A 15,958-nucleotide genomic window follows, 5' to 3' on the forward strand; every position below is an offset into this window, starting at 1 on the left:
TCCTGCCGCCCGGCGGCGCATAAGACACCGCCGGGAAACGCGAGTTAGGCCTCGATGATGTAGACAATCGTGAGAGCATCGGGATCGACGATGACGATCCTGCCATCCGCTGAAAAAGCGGTAGCCTTCATACTGCGGAACGATCTTCACGATGCGGGTCGGCAGCCGTTCAAGTCGGACCTTCTTCGGGATCTTCGTACCGACGGAGACGGTGAAGTCGACTTCCTTCACAGGCGCCACATGGACCTCCTTCACCACCGTTCGAATTTCCGTCCGCTGCTCGACCGAGATGTTGACGTTGGTCTTGGTGGTCGTCGTGGTGTTGTTGTTGACGTTGGTTTCAGAAGAGCTTTTGTTTGTTGTTGTCGCGTTTTGGTCGGTCGACTGCTTCGACGCATCGCCGCTTTGCGTGGTGCTCTTCGTGCCTGTGGTGGCCGAGCCGCTGCTATCCGTGGTGCCAGACTTGGCGGCGGGCTTCTGTCCTGTCGTGGTGCCACCGCTGGCATCTTTCGATGCAGGAGCCAGACTGCGACCCGGCGCCGTGCCAGACTGGACCTTGGTCCTGGCCGTCACTGCGTGGGGAAGTGGCTCAGCATCCGATCCTGGACGTTCTCGTGGCCGACGATCATCGCCGCAAGCGAGATGGCTTTTTCGCGGTCTGCGGCATTTGTTATATAGCCCTCGAGCAGGACCACAGGACCGAGCATCCTGATCTCGATGGCACTGCTGTCGATATTCTGATCAGCGGAAAGGGCCGCTTTGATCGTCGCGATGGTCGAGGCTGAACTATGGCCTTGGGAGCAGCGCTCTTCATGGTTGGTGTTGTCGGAACCGAACTTCATGTCGTCCTCCTGTTCCGTCCCCTCCACGGACCGTCATGTTACCTCAAACCTAATATGAGAAGCGGGTTCTGGGGTCGCCAGAGTCCGACCTAAGTCCGTCTTCCCCTCGGCGGTATGTGGCGTAGATTTTCCTCTTCCTTGTTGAAAGGACACCAGGGAGGTTTTAGCGATGTTGCTGTCTCCAGTCAGAACCTCCCTGGTGAAGTATTATCCACATGGCGGGCGTCGCATTTTGGGAGTAAAGGGCCGCTATCCATGCAAACGGGTCGGTATACTGGATTGGCATGAAAGCGAAGATTTCGCCCCTCTAATGCTTGTAATGAGGGGGCAAGAAAGGCATAGGCTGATCTGATCACTTGGCGAGGTTGCCAAGGCCCTTGTCGCGGCCTGGCCGACAGACGATGGCAAGGAATACATCGCGGCCGTAAAGACCTGCCTTGATGCCATCCGAGGCAACCCCCGCAAAGACAGCGCGTGCCGCACCTATTCGCGCTGCGGAGGAAGCCGGAATTCCGGTGATTGCCGTCGTCAGCTGGCTGCAGCCCGAAAGGGCGCTCTGCGACATCATGTCGAGACCTAGCGGCTTATGAGACTGTCGAAAGCGCGTGATGAATTCTGTACCGCATGCCCTATCGGCCGGCAAAGCCCACGGCGGGGACTTCGATCTCGATAACCAGCCCATCATCGGACCAGGTTTTCTCAACCCGCCCCTTCAGCTGTTTTTCAACCATCGCGCCGACGATAACCGTGCCAAATCCGCGTTTTGTTGGTGTGGGCGCCTTGCCAACACCCACCTCCTGCCAATGAAGGCTAAAACCGGCGCCGGACGGTCCGGGCGTCCAGCTGATTGAAAGCCTGCCTTGGGCAGCGGCAAGCGCACCGTGGCGGGCTGCGTTGACGGCGAGTTCGTGGAGAACAAGCGCGACCGGTTGGACCGCCGGCGCCGGTAGCCTGATATCAGGTCCGCTAAAAACAGCGCGGGTTGCTGCGAATGGCGTTACTTGCAGCCGAACGAGCTCCTCGACCGAAATATTCGCCCATCCCCGTTCGGCCAGCAAATTGTGCGCGCGGGCGAGCGCCTGCACGCGATGTTGGATCGCAGCGGCATAAAGGGCAGGATCATCGGCGTTGCTGAGACGAACGATGCTGTCGACAATGGCGAGGACATTCTTCGACCGGTGGTCGACCTCCATGAGAAGGCGATGCTCGGAGGCTTCAAGCGCCTCGATCCGCCGGTACTCCGTCATGTCGATTTGAGATCCAAAGAAATACAGGATCCTTCCATCATCGCCATGGATGGGGCTCAAGTGCAGGCGGTTCCAGAATGGTTCCCCGTTTTTTTTATAATTCAATATTTCGACGCTGGCCTCGCGCTCGTCGGCGATGCCAGCTCGAATTTCGGCGACGGCGATCGGAGAGGTCGCCGGTCCCTGGAGAAAACGGCAGTTGCGGCCCAGCACCTCGTCAGCGGAGTAACCCGTCAACTCGAGGAACGACTTGTTTGCCAGCACGATGGGCAGATCCGGCCTGCGTGCGTCGGTGACGACCATCGGCATCCTTGTTCTTTCAAACGCGATTGCTGCAAGTTCTTTCCGATCGACCAAGGCTGCTTTTGAAGATGCCGAAGGCAAGTCTCCGTGAAGTTTTTTTTGGGGATGGCTCGTCATACTACCACGCTTAACCAGACGTCACTCAATAACGCCGTGCGCGTTCCTTTGTTTCCACGGCGACCATCTTTTCGAGCGCATGTGCGATGGCTTACAAGAAACCTTCCTCGCGGAATCATTACAGCTTGAATGGTAATGCGGCAGTGTCCGGTATAGTATCGAGAAAGGTCAGCCGCTCGTGGCTTGATGGATTGGGCGCAACATGATCATGAACCCCTTTTCCAATTCCAGCCGCGCCCGCGAACGCTTCCTCGAAGCCATTCTCCAAAGTGCCATCGAATATGCGATCATCTCCGTCGGTCTCGATCACAAGGTGACCACATGGAATGAGGGAGCGCGCCGGATCCTCGGATGGGACGAGAGCGAAATCATTGGCCAGCCCGTCGGCGCAATCTTTACCCCTGCGGACCGGGAAACCGGGGTTCCCCAAAGGGAAATGGCCGCCGCTTTGGCCGATGGCCATGCAGATGATGAACGATGGCATGTTCGAAAGGACGGCTCGTTATTCTGGGCATCAGGCCAGCTGATGGCGCTGAGGTCGGATGACGGCGAGCTCGAAGGTTTCCTGAAAATTCTCAGGGATCGAACCGAGCAGCGAGAAAACGAGCAGCGGCAGCGCGTCCTTATGCACGAACTCTCGCATCGCATAAAGAATACGCTGGCCGTCGTTCAGGCTATTATCAGCCAGTCATTCAGAAGTGCCGGCAGCATGAAGGACGCCGAGCAGTCGATATCGGCGCGCATCAACGCGTATGCCCACGCGCATGAAATTTTGCTGCAGAAGAACTGGCTGTCTGCGACCATGGAAACGATCATCGAGGCGACCGCAGTCAATCTCGGACTTTCGGACCGTCTCAAAGCAAGTGGTCCCACGGTCTCGCTGAACCCCCAGGCTGCGTTAGCGTTCTCGCTCGTGCTGCACGAGCTTGCCACGAACGCGACGAAGTACGGCGCCCTATCAGTTGATACCGGAGTGGTCGAACTCGATTGGTCCACACGTCGAGAAGCGGGCGACGATCGCCTCGACGTCCGTTGGCGAGAGCGCGGCGGCCCGGCTGTGGAAGCTCCGAAAAGGAGGGGCTTCGGCTCCCGACTTATCAATTCCACCCTGTCTGCCTTCGGAAATGTCTCGGTTGATTATGCCCCAACGGGCCTGATGATGAGCTTCGACGCTTCGCTCCAGAGCCTGCAAGATCAAATTTCGAGCTCCTAGATGTAAATTCATAGTCCGACGGAGAAGCCCTGACCGTTAGCGATACCACCGCTCTTCTTGAAGACGCGGCCGATCGGATCGCGGATGTCTCCCGACTGGACCTGCAGATCGTGCTTCGCCACGGCGCACTCCTGTTGCGAAACTCTGGATCGATCGCCTTCGAAGACGACATGGAAGTAGCGCTTCGGAATCTGTCCGGCGAGTTCGGCAAGCCGAAGTCCGAACGCCTGGCGCATCTGACCGCTTCTCTGTCCAGTATCGCCGTTGAAACTGAAAGCCGTCTCGCTGGGGCAGCAATGGCGGGAAGATCGGTCCAATCATGACCGCCGTTGTCAGGATGCAGACGCCCGATGCCTCGATGTGAACGGCCAGACGGTAGCCCACTTGATCTCGCCGCCCTTCGGCGGTTTGGCCTTAGGCAACTCCAGACACGGATCAATACGCGTCGCATGGGATCGAGAGTCAGGCCGCGGCCCAAGCACCCGCCTGTTTGCACTGTGCGGAAGCGTACCGGAACTATCGTCACAAACTGTCTGTTATTGTCATCCAGATCGCGCAGAGAGCCTCTCTCCGTCCGCACGCCCTTGGACTCCGTGTGCTCACCGATTGACAGGCTTGCTGTGCTTGCTTGAGGACCGGGGCGAATTGGTCCCGGAGATGTTATTGCACGTGCTGAGCGAAGACGAGTTCACCGTTCTTTTCACAAAACGGATTTGGGAACTTTCCGCGGACAAGGAATTGCCCTTCGGCAAGGATCCTTCCGAATATGCGCGCACCGTGGCGCGGGCGTACTGGATATCGCGCCATGCAGAAGGCTTGAGCCCTCAAGAATGTGCCGACGAAGATGCCTGCTATTGGTCTGAAGGCTTTGAGCGTGATTAGGAGTAGCGACCAAGTCACCCATCTGAATCTCTGTCCGAAAACGCGCGGGAACCAGACGCATAGCCTGTCGTTATTCCGCTTGGACCACGCGAGAGCGGCGGCCCGATGATTTGACAAAAAAACTGGGAGCCAGCCCACTGGATCGCCCTCGACGCGCAGTGCAACGCTTCCACTTTATTGTGGACGAGCCGCAATCCCCTGCAAGGAGAAGCAACGTGTTGAACCACAGCCAAGCACAAACAATTTCCCTATCGGCTGGCTCAATATTCACAACCATTTCCGGCACCGCGAGCCGGACAGGCGCGATTAGAAGCGTCAGACGTCAGGATACGCTAGCGAACGTTGGGCACGTGACGCTTCTTGCTCTGCATCTCCTTCCCCCCAATCCCTTCCTTCGATGCGCGCAGCATCCTACCGTGGTCGTGGATACACGGATTGAGGGCAGCCGGCTTCGCCCGAAATCCGACTGACTTTATGAAGATCTCGCTGGCTCCGTGCGATAAAGTTGTCTTGATTCCATCATTCTCGAATAACGCAAACCAAGGAATAGCGCATGTTTGCAATCGTCGGAGCCGCCGGAAGGGTCGGCTATTCAACGTCCTTGGCGTTGCGCAAGGCGGGTCAGCCTGTCAGGGCAATCCTTCGAGACGCGGCAAAGGCGGCGCGGCTGCGTGAAATTGGTTGCGAGATTGCTCTGGCCGATCTGAAGGATCCTCGCTCCCTCGCCCAAGTGATTGACGATGTAGACGCCGTTCAACTCGTCATCCCGGTGTCACCGACGGCAGCCGATCCAGCCGGAGATATGCGACGATCGATCCAAAGCATTGCCAAGACACTCGACCAGGCGCGCCCGAAGCGGGTGTTAGCCATTTCGGACTATGGCGCGCACGTCGCCGATGACATAGGGATGCCCAGCCTTTTCCGTGAGCTCGAGGCGCGACTCACCCGGATCGATACCCACTTCTTTGTCCTGCGATCGGCGGAACATATGCACAATTGGGGTCGCGTTATTCCAAGGGCGGTTGCCTTCGGCGAATTGATGACCTTTCAAGACCCGGTCGATATGGTGCAACCAACGATATCGGCCCAGGATCTCGGCGTGATTGCTGCCGATCTCTTGCTGCGTCCCGACAGTGGAAATGACCTGGAGGTTATCCACGCTGAAGGACCACGCAGATATAGCGCCAGCGATGTTGCAACTGCGGTGAGCCAATTATCGGGCCGGTTGATTCACGCAAGGGCGGTCCCTCGCTCGCAATGGAAGGAGATATTCGAGCGGACCGTGCCAGCGACCCTTGCCGACCTCCTGATTAAAGCCAACGATGCCAAGAACAAGGGTGGCTTGGTCGACGTCGAACCGAACGCCGGCGAGGTTCGCCGCGGCACCACAGAGCTGATCGACGCGCTGCGGCCACTTCTTTCACCGCAGTAATATCGCGCCAAGACTACTGCAGTCGAGCGGATCGCAACGACGGTTCACCATTGGTGCAGACGCCCTGCAACATCTCAGGAACTAAGTAGGCTCCTGAACGGGTTCGAACCAATCGACCATAATCAGCGCCAAGTCGCAGAAGAGCCGAAGGTCGAGCAAGCGACACCCTAGCCTCAATCAGATGCGGTTTGACCTGTTCATCGCCGGTTCATTCAGCGGGTATAAGCATCTGTGTTAGATGGCGAATGCACCAAGGGGAATGTCATGGGACTTTTCGATGGTTTGGGCGGTGTCGTCAGCGACGTCTTGAACGGCAGACCGGTCAACCCTCTGACTGTCGCCGAAGACGATTTCCAGAATGCCGGCGGCCTCGATGGCATTCTCACGCAATTCAATCAAAGCGGGCTTGGCCATCAGGTGGCTTCCTGGATCGGCACGGGCGATAATCTGCTAGTTACCGCGGATGAGAACCGCTCGGCGCTTTCGTGCGAACAACTGCCGGCTCTCGCCACCAAGTTTGGCATCGATCTCAGCAAAGTATCCGAGCTTCTCGCCGAGCATCTTCCAACAGCCGTCGACCAAACAAGCTCCAACGGAATCCTACCGTCGTCCACGTCCTGACACGACGGCGGAAGTGAAGACTGCTACCGTCAACATCACATCGAGGCTATCCCATGTTGAAGAAACTGCTTCTGCCCGCCGCGGGCTCGCTCCTTGCAGCTTTCGTCCTGTCGTCGCCGGCGCACGCGTTGACGATGAAGGAATGCAGCACCAAATATCAGGCGGCGAAGGCCGACGGCTCCGCCAAAGACGTGAAGTGGAACGATTTCCGCGCCAAGTTCTGCGGTGCGGACGCTGCCGCTGACGATAAGGCGGACGAGGCCGATGTCGCTAAGACAACCGAGAAAGAGCCGGCAAAGCCGACAACCATGGCGCCGAAAAGCGTCAAGTTCCCAAAGGCGGTCGACAAGAAATATTCGAGTGAGACGCCTGCGAAGGGCCGCCTTCACACCTGCGTCGATGCCTATCATGCCGCCAAGGATGCTGGCTCGCTCGGCGATCTGAAGTGGATCCAAAAGGGCGGCGGCTATTGGAGCCTCTGCAACACGAGCATCAAGGCCGCTGGCTGATTGGCGGCTGCCGTCGGTCTCTAGAAACACGAAAGGCCGCCTTCAGAAAGCGGCCTTTTCTCGTTTGTGCGATGGGTCATGTTCTGGGCTTGATGGTCCTCTCCTTCTGCCTCGACTGATGCATGATCGGCCAATCAGTCAGGTATTGTATTCAGCTCGTCTGGTGGCTCACGGCGCCCGACGCGCGGTCTCGATCGATCGGAGAACGCTGCGGCGGTAGAACTGGATTGGGTAGCGAGAAAACGCGGCGTTGATCAGAGCGGCACGTGCAATTGTAAGCTTGAGCGGCCATGCTAAGCGACCAAGGTGTTGGAGGCCGACCTTGCTAAAAGCCTCCCTTACGGAATTCAGTGCTAACCGACTGCTCCTTACCGGGCGGCGTCATTGCAGGGCGCCAAACGGGTTCTGGATTTGATCGATCTACCAGTCTGGTGCGATCTCGACGAGCGGTTGCTCCGGGCTTGCGGCCAAGACGTCCAGTAACTCCGATTCAATACTGCCCACCGCCCGCACGGGCGGGGGCGCTTCCCGCCAACGGTCCCAACTCGAAGTCTCACGACCGTTCAGCACGTAATGGTCGCGCACCACATTGATTTTCACGAACCACAGACCGATAGTGTTTCCATGGCCAAAGGAACCCGGGGCTGCTTTCGATCGCCGGCATTCAAGCCATGCTTCTCCCGCCGACAAAAAGGACTGGCGGGGAACCTTGGCCGGATCGAATGAGATCTGGTTCCTCTGCCGCAGCATCTGATCGATTTGGGGATCGCACAGGCACCATTCTTCTGCGCCGGAGTCCCAGTATTCGCATACCCAGTGATCTTCCCATCCCTCGGAGAAATATGCAGCAAAACCACAGCGCACGCGAGCAGGAACACCTCGACATCGCAGGAGCGAGCAGAGCATCAGCGCGTAGTAGCGGCAGGTTCCGACAGAACGCTTGTCGGCCGAACGCTTTACGTTGAGCGGTCGTGAATCCCGTCTAAAGACGTCGTCTAAACGCTCCGCGATCGGCAGTGTCGTTCGCGCCGTCGAATTCAGGCTCGTCTCGTCAAGGCCGTACTCCTTGAACCAATCGGAATGAACCAGGACGCCCTGAATGATTTGGATTAAAGCGCCAATCTCGGTCGGAAGCCCCGCGATTGCATTGGCATGGCGACCTGGATTGGTCATTGCGGTATGCGGAATCCAGCGAGCCACGCCTTCCATGTGTCTCTCCATTACGTTCTCGAGCACACACTGAGTTGATTATTACTTCGTCGGCAAGGTCGGTTGGGGGTCGATCCGCCGCCTCGCGCAATGTCTTTGAGCTCGTCACCGGGCCTAACCAAGATCGACGCTCGCTGGTGCCGCCGGCGGCAGGGCTTTGAGATCGACAAGAAACACCGCCGGGAAGAAGAATTCCAGTCGGACAGTGGGGCGCTCCATATCGGTTACCTTGAGTCCTATCAGCAATACCCGCCCCAAAGCTTTCGATCAAAAGCGACAAAACGAGAGTCCCTCTCGTCAGACAACGACGAAGCGGCCATCGTTGCTCAATCGAACGACCTGCTCCCAGGGGACGCAATGAACCAAAATAATCTCACTGTGCAGGAAACCCGTAAAAAGGTTTCAGATGCTTATGACGTAACCTACTTCGCAAAGAAGCACGGAATAGGCTCCACGGATGCGGCTCGCATCATCAACCTCCATCGGTCCGATAGAGATTCCGCAGATCGGGCAGCATACAATTTGAAAAACACTCTTTGATGCTAATGCACCCTGTTACGCCGCCAGCATTGTGGCGGCGCTGCTTCGAAATATAGCCCGCTCAGCCAACAAGCCTCATCGCCAGCTGTCGCCCCGCGGTCGGTTACCGCAGGGCAGCCAGGACCAGCTACGCCCCGGTGGCCGCAATTCGCGCAGAGCGATTAACCGCCCGGACGGAGCTGAAGGCGGGAGACGCCCGCCGCAACATTGACCCCAGTGCCGGTTTCGGCACTGAGGGGCTGCAGCGCGAAGTTCTTGGAATTACCCCCGACTAGAGCGTTTGCGCCAAGCCCTACGCCCACTGATGCGGCGGCAGAGGCGCCGACGTAGGTTCCGGCGAGTGCACCGTCTCCCACCCGAGTTGGCGCGGTGTTGACCACCGTCCAGCTCAGATATGTCTTGCCTGTCACACCAATATCGACGCCAAGTTTGCCGATCTTGCCGGTGTAACGCTCGACCTTGCCAGAGCGCTGCTTGAATGTGCAGTCAACGGCTTTGCTCGATCCGATAATAAAACCGGCGCCGCCCGCAACCTCACACGACAATGTTCCCAAGCGCTGCTTTGGCTCGCTGGCGACTGTTGGTGCCGGATGTTTGGCTTGCTTATGCATGGTCGCCGCCGTAGCGGCAGGGCCGATTCCAAGCGAAACGGCCGCCGCCATGATCAAGAACTTTTTCATTGGATCATTTCCTCGTTGCTCCGAGCCCTAGATCATAACGCGTCCATGCGCACTTCGTTCATTCCGTTTCGAACGAAGGCTGCTTGCGTTTGGAAAGATGCCCCGCAGCTCTGGGCCGGGTGGCCTTGCTCGCCTCATTGACCACTAGAACGCCGCGCGGCTCAAGCCGTCGCACGACCGCAGGCTTCCAAAGGCAATCTGAGAAAGCCTGAGGGTTACGGCGGGGTGGGCTGTCAGGATCTCAGCGCCACCCCTCGATGCCGAAGTCTCCTGGAAGGCGAATGATAGTCCAGAACTTGAGAGTAGACAGCGACCGGGTTGACCGCCCGCAGCACCTATTGACTGACTGCAAGTCAAGATTTGACGATTTGACGTCTATTTGACGTCCGATTGAAAACAGAACCTCTCCTGCAGCCAGCGGACGAAGTCATCAGATGCACGCGACGCTCGGACGAGGAGACAAGGCTACCGACCGCCTTTGCGTCCGACAGCCTCGCGTTTATGGTCGCGCGGTGACACGCCACTTGGGGTCCGGCGCAATCCTCGATAAATTAGTCCGATTAGGTGCCAGAGATATGACAGGCGGGATCAACGTTCGAACCGCTGGAGCATCCTCTTCAGTTGTGCGTTTTGAAGCTGAAGTTTTTTGGCCAGTTGGTCGCGGAGCAGCTTGATCTCTCCATCAAGGGTGATTGCATCGTCAGAAAGGGTGGCAACGCGTAGAGAGGTTGGAGTAACAACTTCAGCCGTTTCCCCTTTCTTGCCACGTCTGCCGTGCTTTCGCGTTGCGACTTTGGCGACGGCCGGATCAGGCGCCGCTAGAGGCTTGGCAGCTTCGATATCTACCGATCCACCGACAGTGCTCGCCGTTCCTTCGGAATGATTCGCTTCCGTTGACACGGGCTCGGATTGATCGTGAGTCGGCGGCTTTTCATCGGCCGGAGGATCCGCCTCATTCACCCCATTGTTGCCGGCCAATTCGGCTGGCTTTGCGATCGCGAACACGTCCGGCTTCACCTCATCGGTCGGGCCGTGTTCCTGTCTCTGCTGACGTAGCGGTGACACCAGCCGAGCAAGAAGTTTCCATGGAGACGCCATTTCATCGACCTCGAATTCTACCTCGCGTGCAGACGACGAGGCCAAGCATTGGCGGCAGCATGGCTGCCGCCAGAATGTTCATCTCGATAAGAATGAGAATGCGGTCCGCGCTGGGCTGAAGCTACCGCTCAAGCGAGGTTGAGCCGCTTCCGCAGATCGGCATTCTCAGCACGGAGCTTCTCGGCCAGCAGCTTGCGCAATCTTTGGTTTTCCTCTTCCAGCTGGAGAAGGTCAGAGATCTCATCAACAGCCACCGTTGAAGCAGCAGCCGCGGTCGGCATGGTCTTCGGAGCACGTTTGATAGGCGCACGCTTGGCACGCATCAGGCCTTCGTCGGACTTCGCCTTACGTCCGCGCTTCTGCTTTCCTTCTGCGGCGTTAGAAGCCGCTGCCGGTTGCGCCGAAACCGCGACTGAGACCGCTTCAGGCGCCGCCTTCCTGGCGCGAGGTTTACGCACTTTCTTCGCCACATCGGGCGCTGCTGCTACTAGCGTGCCGGCATCAGTCATCGTATCGTTTTCATCGGCCATTTTGGTCTCCTGTAAAGCCGATGCAGTTGTGTGCTGCTCGATCGGCGGTGTCAACAACACCTTGACTTGTTCTTCTTCAATCAAAGGCACGTCGCCGACGGGTTTGCTGGCCTGATGGCCTACCGGCAGAAATGGCATGACCTCCTCTTCCACGTCTTGCGCAACGGATCTGAGGTTTATGTCTCCCCAGATCGAGTTCGATTTGCGGTCGGATTTTCGCCGACCGGATTTATATTCGACGGCAAAACTACGTTGGACTTTTTTCACTTCAGGAAGCCTTGGCTGTCAGGGGAGATGTTTCGGCGACGCCTGCGGCATCACAACAGGCTCTGCCCATAACAACTGCCGCGCTGGCGGTCTAGACCCATCCCCATACTCGCCACCGCCGGCGGCCCGAAAATCGCCTCTGGTGAGGCCGGAAACCTGGCCCAGCCATGCCAGTCGCGTAGCCAAGGGTACTTCGCCACTGATCACCGGCGCATGATCCGCGAGCTGTGAGCGATTGGCCGGCGACGTGCGCGTGCAGCCAACAGCGCGGTACGCCCTGCTCGCACGGGCTGATCGCCATGCCCTAGCGGCAGCGCCACCGTGCCGAAGCATGGCACGTATCGCAGGCATTGCTCATAAATCCCCAAGAATATGCGGCGCGTATCTGCGTGCTGCCTCGATTTGACATTGGGGCAACGATCTGACGGTTCCTTTCACTCGACGGTCAAGCGAGCTTCACAACCTTTGTCAGATGACGCGGGGAAACGGTATCGATCCCATGGGCCCGAGCGGTGCGTTCACCGAGGATTTGCAGCGCCGGAAGAACGACGAGCCCTGCGAGCGACAGGTCGACATCAATGGGTAGCTCGAGGTCACCTGGACCGCCCACTCCAATGACAACGGCACCTTTTTCTTGCAGCTCGTTCACCAGCTTAATCTCGGCATCTTGCTGATCGGAGCTATAGAGCATCACCGCAGCCGTCTTGTCGTCGACCAGGCTAATCGGCCCGTGACGGTATTCGAGCGGGTGGAAGGCTTGTGTCACAATCTGACTCATTTCCATCAGTTTGAGCGCTCCTTCCAGAGCAACGCCAAACATAGGACCGCTACCAAGGAACACGAAATGCGAACGGTCGGCTAGGATTGGAGGCAGCGCGGCATCAAGAGCAATCGCGAGCTGACGGGCGGAATTGACGATGGAAGGCGGAACCTGTCGCCCTATCATCTGCAGGCCAAGGAGGACCATCAGGCTTGCCGAAACCGTCATGACGATACCTTCGTCGGGGTGGGTTGCGGCCGTGATTATTTGATCACAGTTTTTTGCCAGCGAGCTTTCCGGTTCAACCGTTATCGCTGTCACAAACGCGCCGGCGGCGCGGCTTGCTATTGCCGCGGCAACTGTTTCGGTCGTCTCACCGCTACGGGAAAGCGTCACGACATGGGTATTGCGCCATTCCGGCCAGAAAGCCTGCGGACGGTTCTGCCACTCAGCACCGGGTGCCGCAATGGCGTTGCGTCCGGCCATATTCGAATAAGCCGCAAGCGAGAGAGCAAGGTTATAGGAGGTGCCACAGCCGACAAAGACGAGAAGCTCCGCCGGATCGGTGACCAAATTTGAGCCTATTGCTTTCTGCCAGTAGGCAAATTGCTCGAAGATAACCTTTTCGGTCGTGTTCATGAGGTCTCCGGTTATTTGACCGAACCAGCCAGCAGGCCGCTGACGAGGTACCGGTTGAGGAAAATGACGACAAGGGCGGGAATGACGATCGCGATTGAGCCGCTTGCGGTGATCAGGCCATAGTCGATAAAATTCTTGGTGACGAATTCCGGGATCAGGACCGTCAAAGGCTTCGTCGCCTGTGGCGAGAAGATGAGCGGAACGAGATACTGTCCCCAGGCACCAAGGAAAGTTAGGATTGCGGCTGCCGTCAGACCGGGGCCTGCGAGCGGCAGCACGATGTGGAAGAAGATGTACAGCCGGCCTGCTCCGTCGAGTTGCGCGGCTTCCTCCAGAGCGATCGGAAGCGCTTCGAATACGCTTCGAAGCAGCCACAGCGATAGCGGCAAATAGGCTGAGACGTAAATCAACGCGACGCCGACGTAGCTATCGACGAGGTGTAGCTTGATCATGATCTGATAGAGCGGGATCAAGACGGCGTAAGCTGGGATCGCGAGCGTCGCAACGACAGCGATAAAAATCGCTTTTCGGCCGGGAAACTGAAGCCTTGTGAAGGCGTAAGCGCCGAGCGCCGAGATCGCGACGCATAGCAGAGTGGCGGCGACTGACGTGATCACGCTATTGATCAATGCAGCCCGGAACTCCTTGAAAACCTCGACACCGCCGATCCGGGCGATACCGACACCGAGCAGCCGAGAATAATGATCCAGCGTGAAATGCTGCGGGAAGAAGTGGATAGGCCGGACGGAAAAATCGGCGGTTGGCGTAACTGAGCTTGCGACTGTCCAGTAGATCGGCCCCAAAGACCAGATCAGCAGGACGGCAATGCCGGTCCAAACCATTATTCTGTATGCAAGGGTGGGTTTCATCAGTCGAACCGGGTGTTGCGATAGACGCGGAGGACATAGATGAGCGAGATCAGTAAGGACACCAGCGTGATGACCACCGAGAGCGCCATGCCATAGGAGAAGCGAAGGTTTTGGAAGGTCTCGAGGTAGATCTGGACAAGCACGGGCCGCGTCTCCAGGCTGGCGCCCGCAAGAACCCACGCCTCGTCGAAAAGATTGAATGCGTTGACGGTCGCGTTCGTCATCGCGACGGCGATTGCGCTGCGCACGAGCGGAAGGGTAACCAGTGCGAACATCTGAACGCGTGTGGCTCCATCGATAAGCGCGGCCTCGTAGAGATGAGCGGGTATGCTTTGCATTGCCGCCAGGACGATGACGATCGTCAATGGCATCATCCGCCAGACATGGACCACAGTTACCGCGACGATGGCGCTGGTCCGGTCGTTGAACCAGACATGGTTTTCGAAAGGCAGTCCGATCGCTGAAAGTATCCCGTTCAGAAGGCCCGCGCCTGGCTGATAAATCCAAAGCCAGATGACCGAATTGACGACGCCGGGCAGTGCCCATGGCAGGATCACAGCTGCCAGAACCCACTGCCGCCCACTCCTGATCTGATTAATGAGGGCGGCAGCAAGTATGCCGAATACTGTTTCGGCAATAACTGCGAGAATGACGTATATTAGTGTATTGATCCAGGAGATCCCCAGTTGCCCATCCGATAGCATCCGGCTGTAATTTTCCAAGCCGACAAAGGGTGTGCCGGCCTGCATCGGGTTAACCCTGTGTAGGCTGTCCCAGACCGTTTTTCCCATCGGGTAGAAAACCAGGGCCGCCATTGTCATTACGATCGGCAACACCAGAAGCAAGCCCAGTGTAGCGTCTGCATGGAAACCGAAGCCACGCTTGCTCGCCACAGCCTCGGACGCGAAGGTGGTCATTGCGCCATCGCCTGCTTGGCGGCCTCAGCGATCGCCGCCATGGCTTGATCGACGCTCATCTGACCCTTGGCAGCGCTATTGATCGCGGTATTCACGCCGCTTGAAAACTGCGGGTACCAAGGCGGCGTGCCCTGCGGGAAGAGCGGCTCGACCGTCTTTGACTGTGCCACGAGCGCATCGCCGCTACTCAGCTTTCCCGACGCGTTGAGCTCTGAAAGCGCCGACGTGCGGGTTGGCAAAAACCCGTTCGCCGCGTTCTTCTTCTGGAAGTCCTTGCTGGTGAACCACTTGACGAATGCAATCGCTGCCTCCTTATTTGGGGAGACGTTTGGAATGGCTAGTGCCTCTGGAAGGCCGAAACTCCGCGTTTGGCCGCTCGCCGTCGGCACGAGGATAGCCTCAACCTGGCCGGCAACCTTCGACTGCTTCGGATCGTTCATCTGTGCAAGCCTGCCAGGCTCTCCGGAGATCATGATGCTGGTGACGCCCTGGGCAAACATGCTCTCATTGATCTGGCTGTCTTTCAGGCCGGTAGAGGCCGGATCGACGAGTCCATCCTTGAGAAGCATCAGTTCGAAAGCGAGAGCTTTGTAGCCAGCCGAATCCGGTGAGGTGAATAGCGGATTGAAATCCTTGTCGAAAAGCTCGCCACCAAAGGCCTTGGTCAGCAGGTACCAGCTCGTCGAAGCGCCTTCAGTGGCTGAAACCGGCAGACCGATCGGATACTCGGCAATACCCTTTTCCTTGATCTTCTTTGCCGCGGCGACAAGATCGTCCAGTGTTTTCGGCATATCGGCAACGCCCGCGTCGGCGAAATGCTTGCTGTTAACGAGCATGACGCGGAAGTCGTTGGTGTAAGGAATACCAAGCAGCTTCCCGTCGACGGTGAAGATCTTGGCGACGCCGATATCTGCGATCGTGTCGGTGTCAATCACGTCGTTCAGCGGCAGGTACCATCCTGCCGCGCTGAATTGCCCGGTCCATGACCAGTCGAATTCGGTGACGTCTGCCGGAGCGGTCCCGGCGACCAAAGCAGTAACGAGTTTGGGGCGGATGTCGTCCCAGGAAAGTGTCTGAAGGTCGACGTGAATACCGGTCTCGGCTTCGAAGTCAGCTGCAATATCCGGCCCTTGCGGCGACGGCATAAGGACCGTGATCGATTGGCCGGCAAGCGGCTTGGCATCCTCGCCGAGGGCGGGCACGGCAATCGCGAAGGCCGCCGAAGTAAGTAAAGGCAAGATGAATTTATACATGTTCCCATCCTTCATTATTCTTGAGCTCAG

17 protein-coding genes and 3 pseudogenes are annotated in these 15,958 nt (G+C 57.8%); 8 read left to right on the plus strand and 12 right to left on the minus strand.

The features are described from left to right. Window positions 1-44 precede the first annotated feature (44 nt). Window positions 45-633: pseudogene (locus tag RLEG4DRAFT_RS64080) on the minus strand (DUF1236 domain-containing protein); the annotation flags it as partial. After that, complete coding sequence (locus RLEG4DRAFT_RS64085; RefSeq protein ID WP_003575438.1) at window positions 570-842, minus strand: BON domain-containing protein; 273 nt, start codon at window positions 840-842, stop codon at window positions 570-572. The gene RLEG4DRAFT_RS64085 and the pseudogene RLEG4DRAFT_RS64080, both read right to left, overlap by 64 nt. Before the next feature lie 310 nt (window positions 843-1,152). On the opposite strand from RLEG4DRAFT_RS64085, the pseudogene RLEG4DRAFT_RS64090 reads away from it, so the two are divergent. After that, a pseudogene (locus tag RLEG4DRAFT_RS64090) lies at window positions 1,153-1,432 on the plus strand (DUF982 domain-containing protein). 39 nt (window positions 1,433-1,471) lie between these two features. On the opposite strand, the gene RLEG4DRAFT_RS64095 reads toward RLEG4DRAFT_RS64090, so the two are convergent. Continuing rightward, a complete protein-coding gene (locus RLEG4DRAFT_RS64095) occupies window positions 1,472-2,509 on the minus strand; it encodes a PAS domain-containing protein (protein ID WP_003575436.1) in 1,038 nt (345 codons plus the stop codon). Window positions 2,510-2,627: 118 nt separating this feature from the next. Continuing rightward, the gene (locus RLEG4DRAFT_RS64100; protein ID WP_245277954.1) at window positions 2,628-2,819 is read right to left on the minus strand and encodes a hypothetical protein; all 192 of its coding nucleotides are present in this window, start codon (window positions 2,817-2,819) and stop codon (window positions 2,628-2,630) included. Here RLEG4DRAFT_RS64100 and RLEG4DRAFT_RS64105 point away from each other — a divergent pair. The 6 genes and pseudogenes from RLEG4DRAFT_RS64105 (at window position 2,769) to RLEG4DRAFT_RS64130 (ending at window position 7,166) form a co-directional block, all read left to right on the plus strand. Continuing rightward, window positions 2,769-3,722 (plus strand): HWE histidine kinase domain-containing protein, encoded by a 954-nt coding sequence (locus tag RLEG4DRAFT_RS64105; RefSeq protein WP_245277949.1) that lies wholly within the window; start codon window positions 2,769-2,771, stop codon window positions 3,720-3,722. The two genes, RLEG4DRAFT_RS64100 and RLEG4DRAFT_RS64105, sit on opposite strands and share 51 nt — an antisense overlap. A 29-nt stretch (window positions 3,723-3,751) precedes the next feature. Further along, a pseudogene (locus RLEG4DRAFT_RS64110) lies at window positions 3,752-3,952 on the plus strand (CopG family transcriptional regulator); the annotation flags it as partial. Window positions 3,953-4,391: 439 nt separating this feature from the next. After that, window positions 4,392-4,604, plus strand: coding sequence for a hypothetical protein (locus RLEG4DRAFT_RS64115; RefSeq protein WP_245277948.1), 213 nt, complete (start codon window positions 4,392-4,394; stop codon window positions 4,602-4,604). Between the two features lie 553 nt (window positions 4,605-5,157). Next, window positions 5,158-6,036, plus strand: a complete 879-nt coding sequence (locus tag RLEG4DRAFT_RS64120) for an NAD(P)H-binding protein (RefSeq protein WP_003575431.1) — start codon at window positions 5,158-5,160, stop codon at window positions 6,034-6,036. A 264-nt stretch (window positions 6,037-6,300) separates the two neighbouring features. Next, entirely contained in the window at window positions 6,301-6,657 is a 357-nt protein-coding gene (locus RLEG4DRAFT_RS64125) for a YidB family protein (RefSeq protein WP_003575429.1), read from the plus strand. A gap of 53 nt (window positions 6,658-6,710) precedes the next feature. Beyond that, window positions 6,711-7,166, plus strand: coding sequence for a hypothetical protein (locus RLEG4DRAFT_RS64130; protein WP_003575427.1), 456 nt, complete (start codon window positions 6,711-6,713; stop codon window positions 7,164-7,166). A gap of 420 nt (window positions 7,167-7,586) precedes the next feature. On the opposite strand, the gene RLEG4DRAFT_RS64135 is transcribed toward RLEG4DRAFT_RS64130, so the two are convergent. Then, window positions 7,587-8,375, minus strand: coding sequence for a transglutaminase domain-containing protein (locus RLEG4DRAFT_RS64135; protein WP_003575425.1), 789 nt, complete (start codon window positions 8,373-8,375; stop codon window positions 7,587-7,589). Window positions 8,376-8,438: 63 nt separating this feature from the next. Between RLEG4DRAFT_RS64135 and RLEG4DRAFT_RS64140 the strand changes: the two genes are divergently transcribed. Then, window positions 8,439-8,915, plus strand: coding sequence for a hypothetical protein (locus RLEG4DRAFT_RS64140; RefSeq protein WP_432416781.1), 477 nt, complete (start codon window positions 8,439-8,441; stop codon window positions 8,913-8,915). Window positions 8,916-9,076: 161 nt separating this feature from the next. Here the strand turns inward: RLEG4DRAFT_RS64140 and RLEG4DRAFT_RS64145 are convergent, their stop codons facing one another. The 7 genes from RLEG4DRAFT_RS64145 to RLEG4DRAFT_RS64175 all read right to left on the minus strand — a co-directional run bounded on the left by RLEG4DRAFT_RS64145 (window position 9,077) and on the right by RLEG4DRAFT_RS64175 (window position 15,928). After that, the gene (locus RLEG4DRAFT_RS64145) at window positions 9,077-9,595 is read right to left on the minus strand and encodes a DUF992 domain-containing protein (RefSeq protein ID WP_003575423.1); all 519 of its coding nucleotides are present in this window, start codon (window positions 9,593-9,595) and stop codon (window positions 9,077-9,079) included. Window positions 9,596-10,183: 588 nt separating this feature from the next. Further along, on the minus strand, window positions 10,184-10,693 hold the full coding sequence (locus RLEG4DRAFT_RS64150) for a hypothetical protein (RefSeq protein WP_003575421.1): 510 nt from the start codon (window positions 10,691-10,693) through the stop codon (window positions 10,184-10,186). Between the two features lie 128 nt (window positions 10,694-10,821). Next, entirely contained in the window at window positions 10,822-11,490 is a 669-nt protein-coding gene (locus RLEG4DRAFT_RS64155) for a transcriptional regulator (RefSeq protein ID WP_037093211.1), read from the minus strand. Between the two features lie 445 nt (window positions 11,491-11,935). Then, the gene (locus RLEG4DRAFT_RS64160; protein WP_003575417.1) at window positions 11,936-12,889 is read right to left on the minus strand and encodes an SIS domain-containing protein; all 954 of its coding nucleotides are present in this window, start codon (window positions 12,887-12,889) and stop codon (window positions 11,936-11,938) included. An 11-nt stretch (window positions 12,890-12,900) separates the two neighbouring features. Continuing rightward, a complete protein-coding gene (locus tag RLEG4DRAFT_RS64165) occupies window positions 12,901-13,758 on the minus strand; it encodes a carbohydrate ABC transporter permease (protein WP_003575416.1) in 858 nt (285 codons plus the stop codon). Continuing rightward, on the minus strand, window positions 13,758-14,675 hold the full coding sequence (locus tag RLEG4DRAFT_RS64170; protein WP_003575414.1) for a carbohydrate ABC transporter permease: 918 nt from the start codon (window positions 14,673-14,675) through the stop codon (window positions 13,758-13,760). Before RLEG4DRAFT_RS64170 ends, RLEG4DRAFT_RS64165 begins: the two co-directional genes overlap by 1 nt. Next, entirely contained in the window at window positions 14,672-15,928 is a 1,257-nt protein-coding gene (locus RLEG4DRAFT_RS64175) for an ABC transporter substrate-binding protein (RefSeq protein ID WP_003575412.1), read from the minus strand. Before RLEG4DRAFT_RS64175 ends, RLEG4DRAFT_RS64170 begins: the two co-directional genes overlap by 4 nt. Window positions 15,929-15,958: the final 30 nt, after the last annotated feature.

Source organism: Rhizobium leguminosarum bv. trifolii WSM2297 (genome assembly GCF_000271845.1).

Bases quoted from the DNA above. Each gene is read 5' to 3' on its own strand.
- RLEG4DRAFT_RS64085 (WP_003575438.1), bottom strand. From the start codon at position 842: ATGAAGTTCGGTTCCGACAACACCAACCATGAAGAGCGCTGCTCCCAA.
- RLEG4DRAFT_RS64095 (WP_003575436.1), bottom strand. From the start codon at position 2,509: ATGACGAGCCATCCCCAAAAAAAACTTCACGGAGACTTGCCTTCGGCA.
- RLEG4DRAFT_RS64120 (WP_003575431.1), top strand. From the start codon at position 5,158: ATGTTTGCAATCGTCGGAGCCGCCGGAAGGGTCGGCTATTCAACGTCC.
- RLEG4DRAFT_RS64125 (WP_003575429.1), top strand. From the start codon at position 6,301: ATGGGACTTTTCGATGGTTTGGGCGGTGTCGTCAGCGACGTCTTGAAC.
- RLEG4DRAFT_RS64130 (WP_003575427.1), top strand. From the start codon at position 6,711: ATGTTGAAGAAACTGCTTCTGCCCGCCGCGGGCTCGCTCCTTGCAGCT.
- RLEG4DRAFT_RS64135 (WP_003575425.1), bottom strand. From the start codon at position 8,375: ATGGAAGGCGTGGCTCGCTGGATTCCGCATACCGCAATGACCAATCCA.
- RLEG4DRAFT_RS64145 (WP_003575423.1), bottom strand. From the start codon at position 9,595: ATGAAAAAGTTCTTGATCATGGCGGCGGCCGTTTCGCTTGGAATCGGC.
- RLEG4DRAFT_RS64150 (WP_003575421.1), bottom strand. From the start codon at position 10,693: ATGGCGTCTCCATGGAAACTTCTTGCTCGGCTGGTGTCACCGCTACGT.
- RLEG4DRAFT_RS64160 (WP_003575417.1), bottom strand. From the start codon at position 12,889: ATGAACACGACCGAAAAGGTTATCTTCGAGCAATTTGCCTACTGGCAG.
- RLEG4DRAFT_RS64165 (WP_003575416.1), bottom strand. From the start codon at position 13,758: ATGAAACCCACCCTTGCATACAGAATAATGGTTTGGACCGGCATTGCC.
- RLEG4DRAFT_RS64170 (WP_003575414.1), bottom strand. From the start codon at position 14,675: ATGACCACCTTCGCGTCCGAGGCTGTGGCGAGCAAGCGTGGCTTCGGT.
- RLEG4DRAFT_RS64175 (WP_003575412.1), bottom strand. From the start codon at position 15,928: ATGTATAAATTCATCTTGCCTTTACTTACTTCGGCGGCCTTCGCGATT.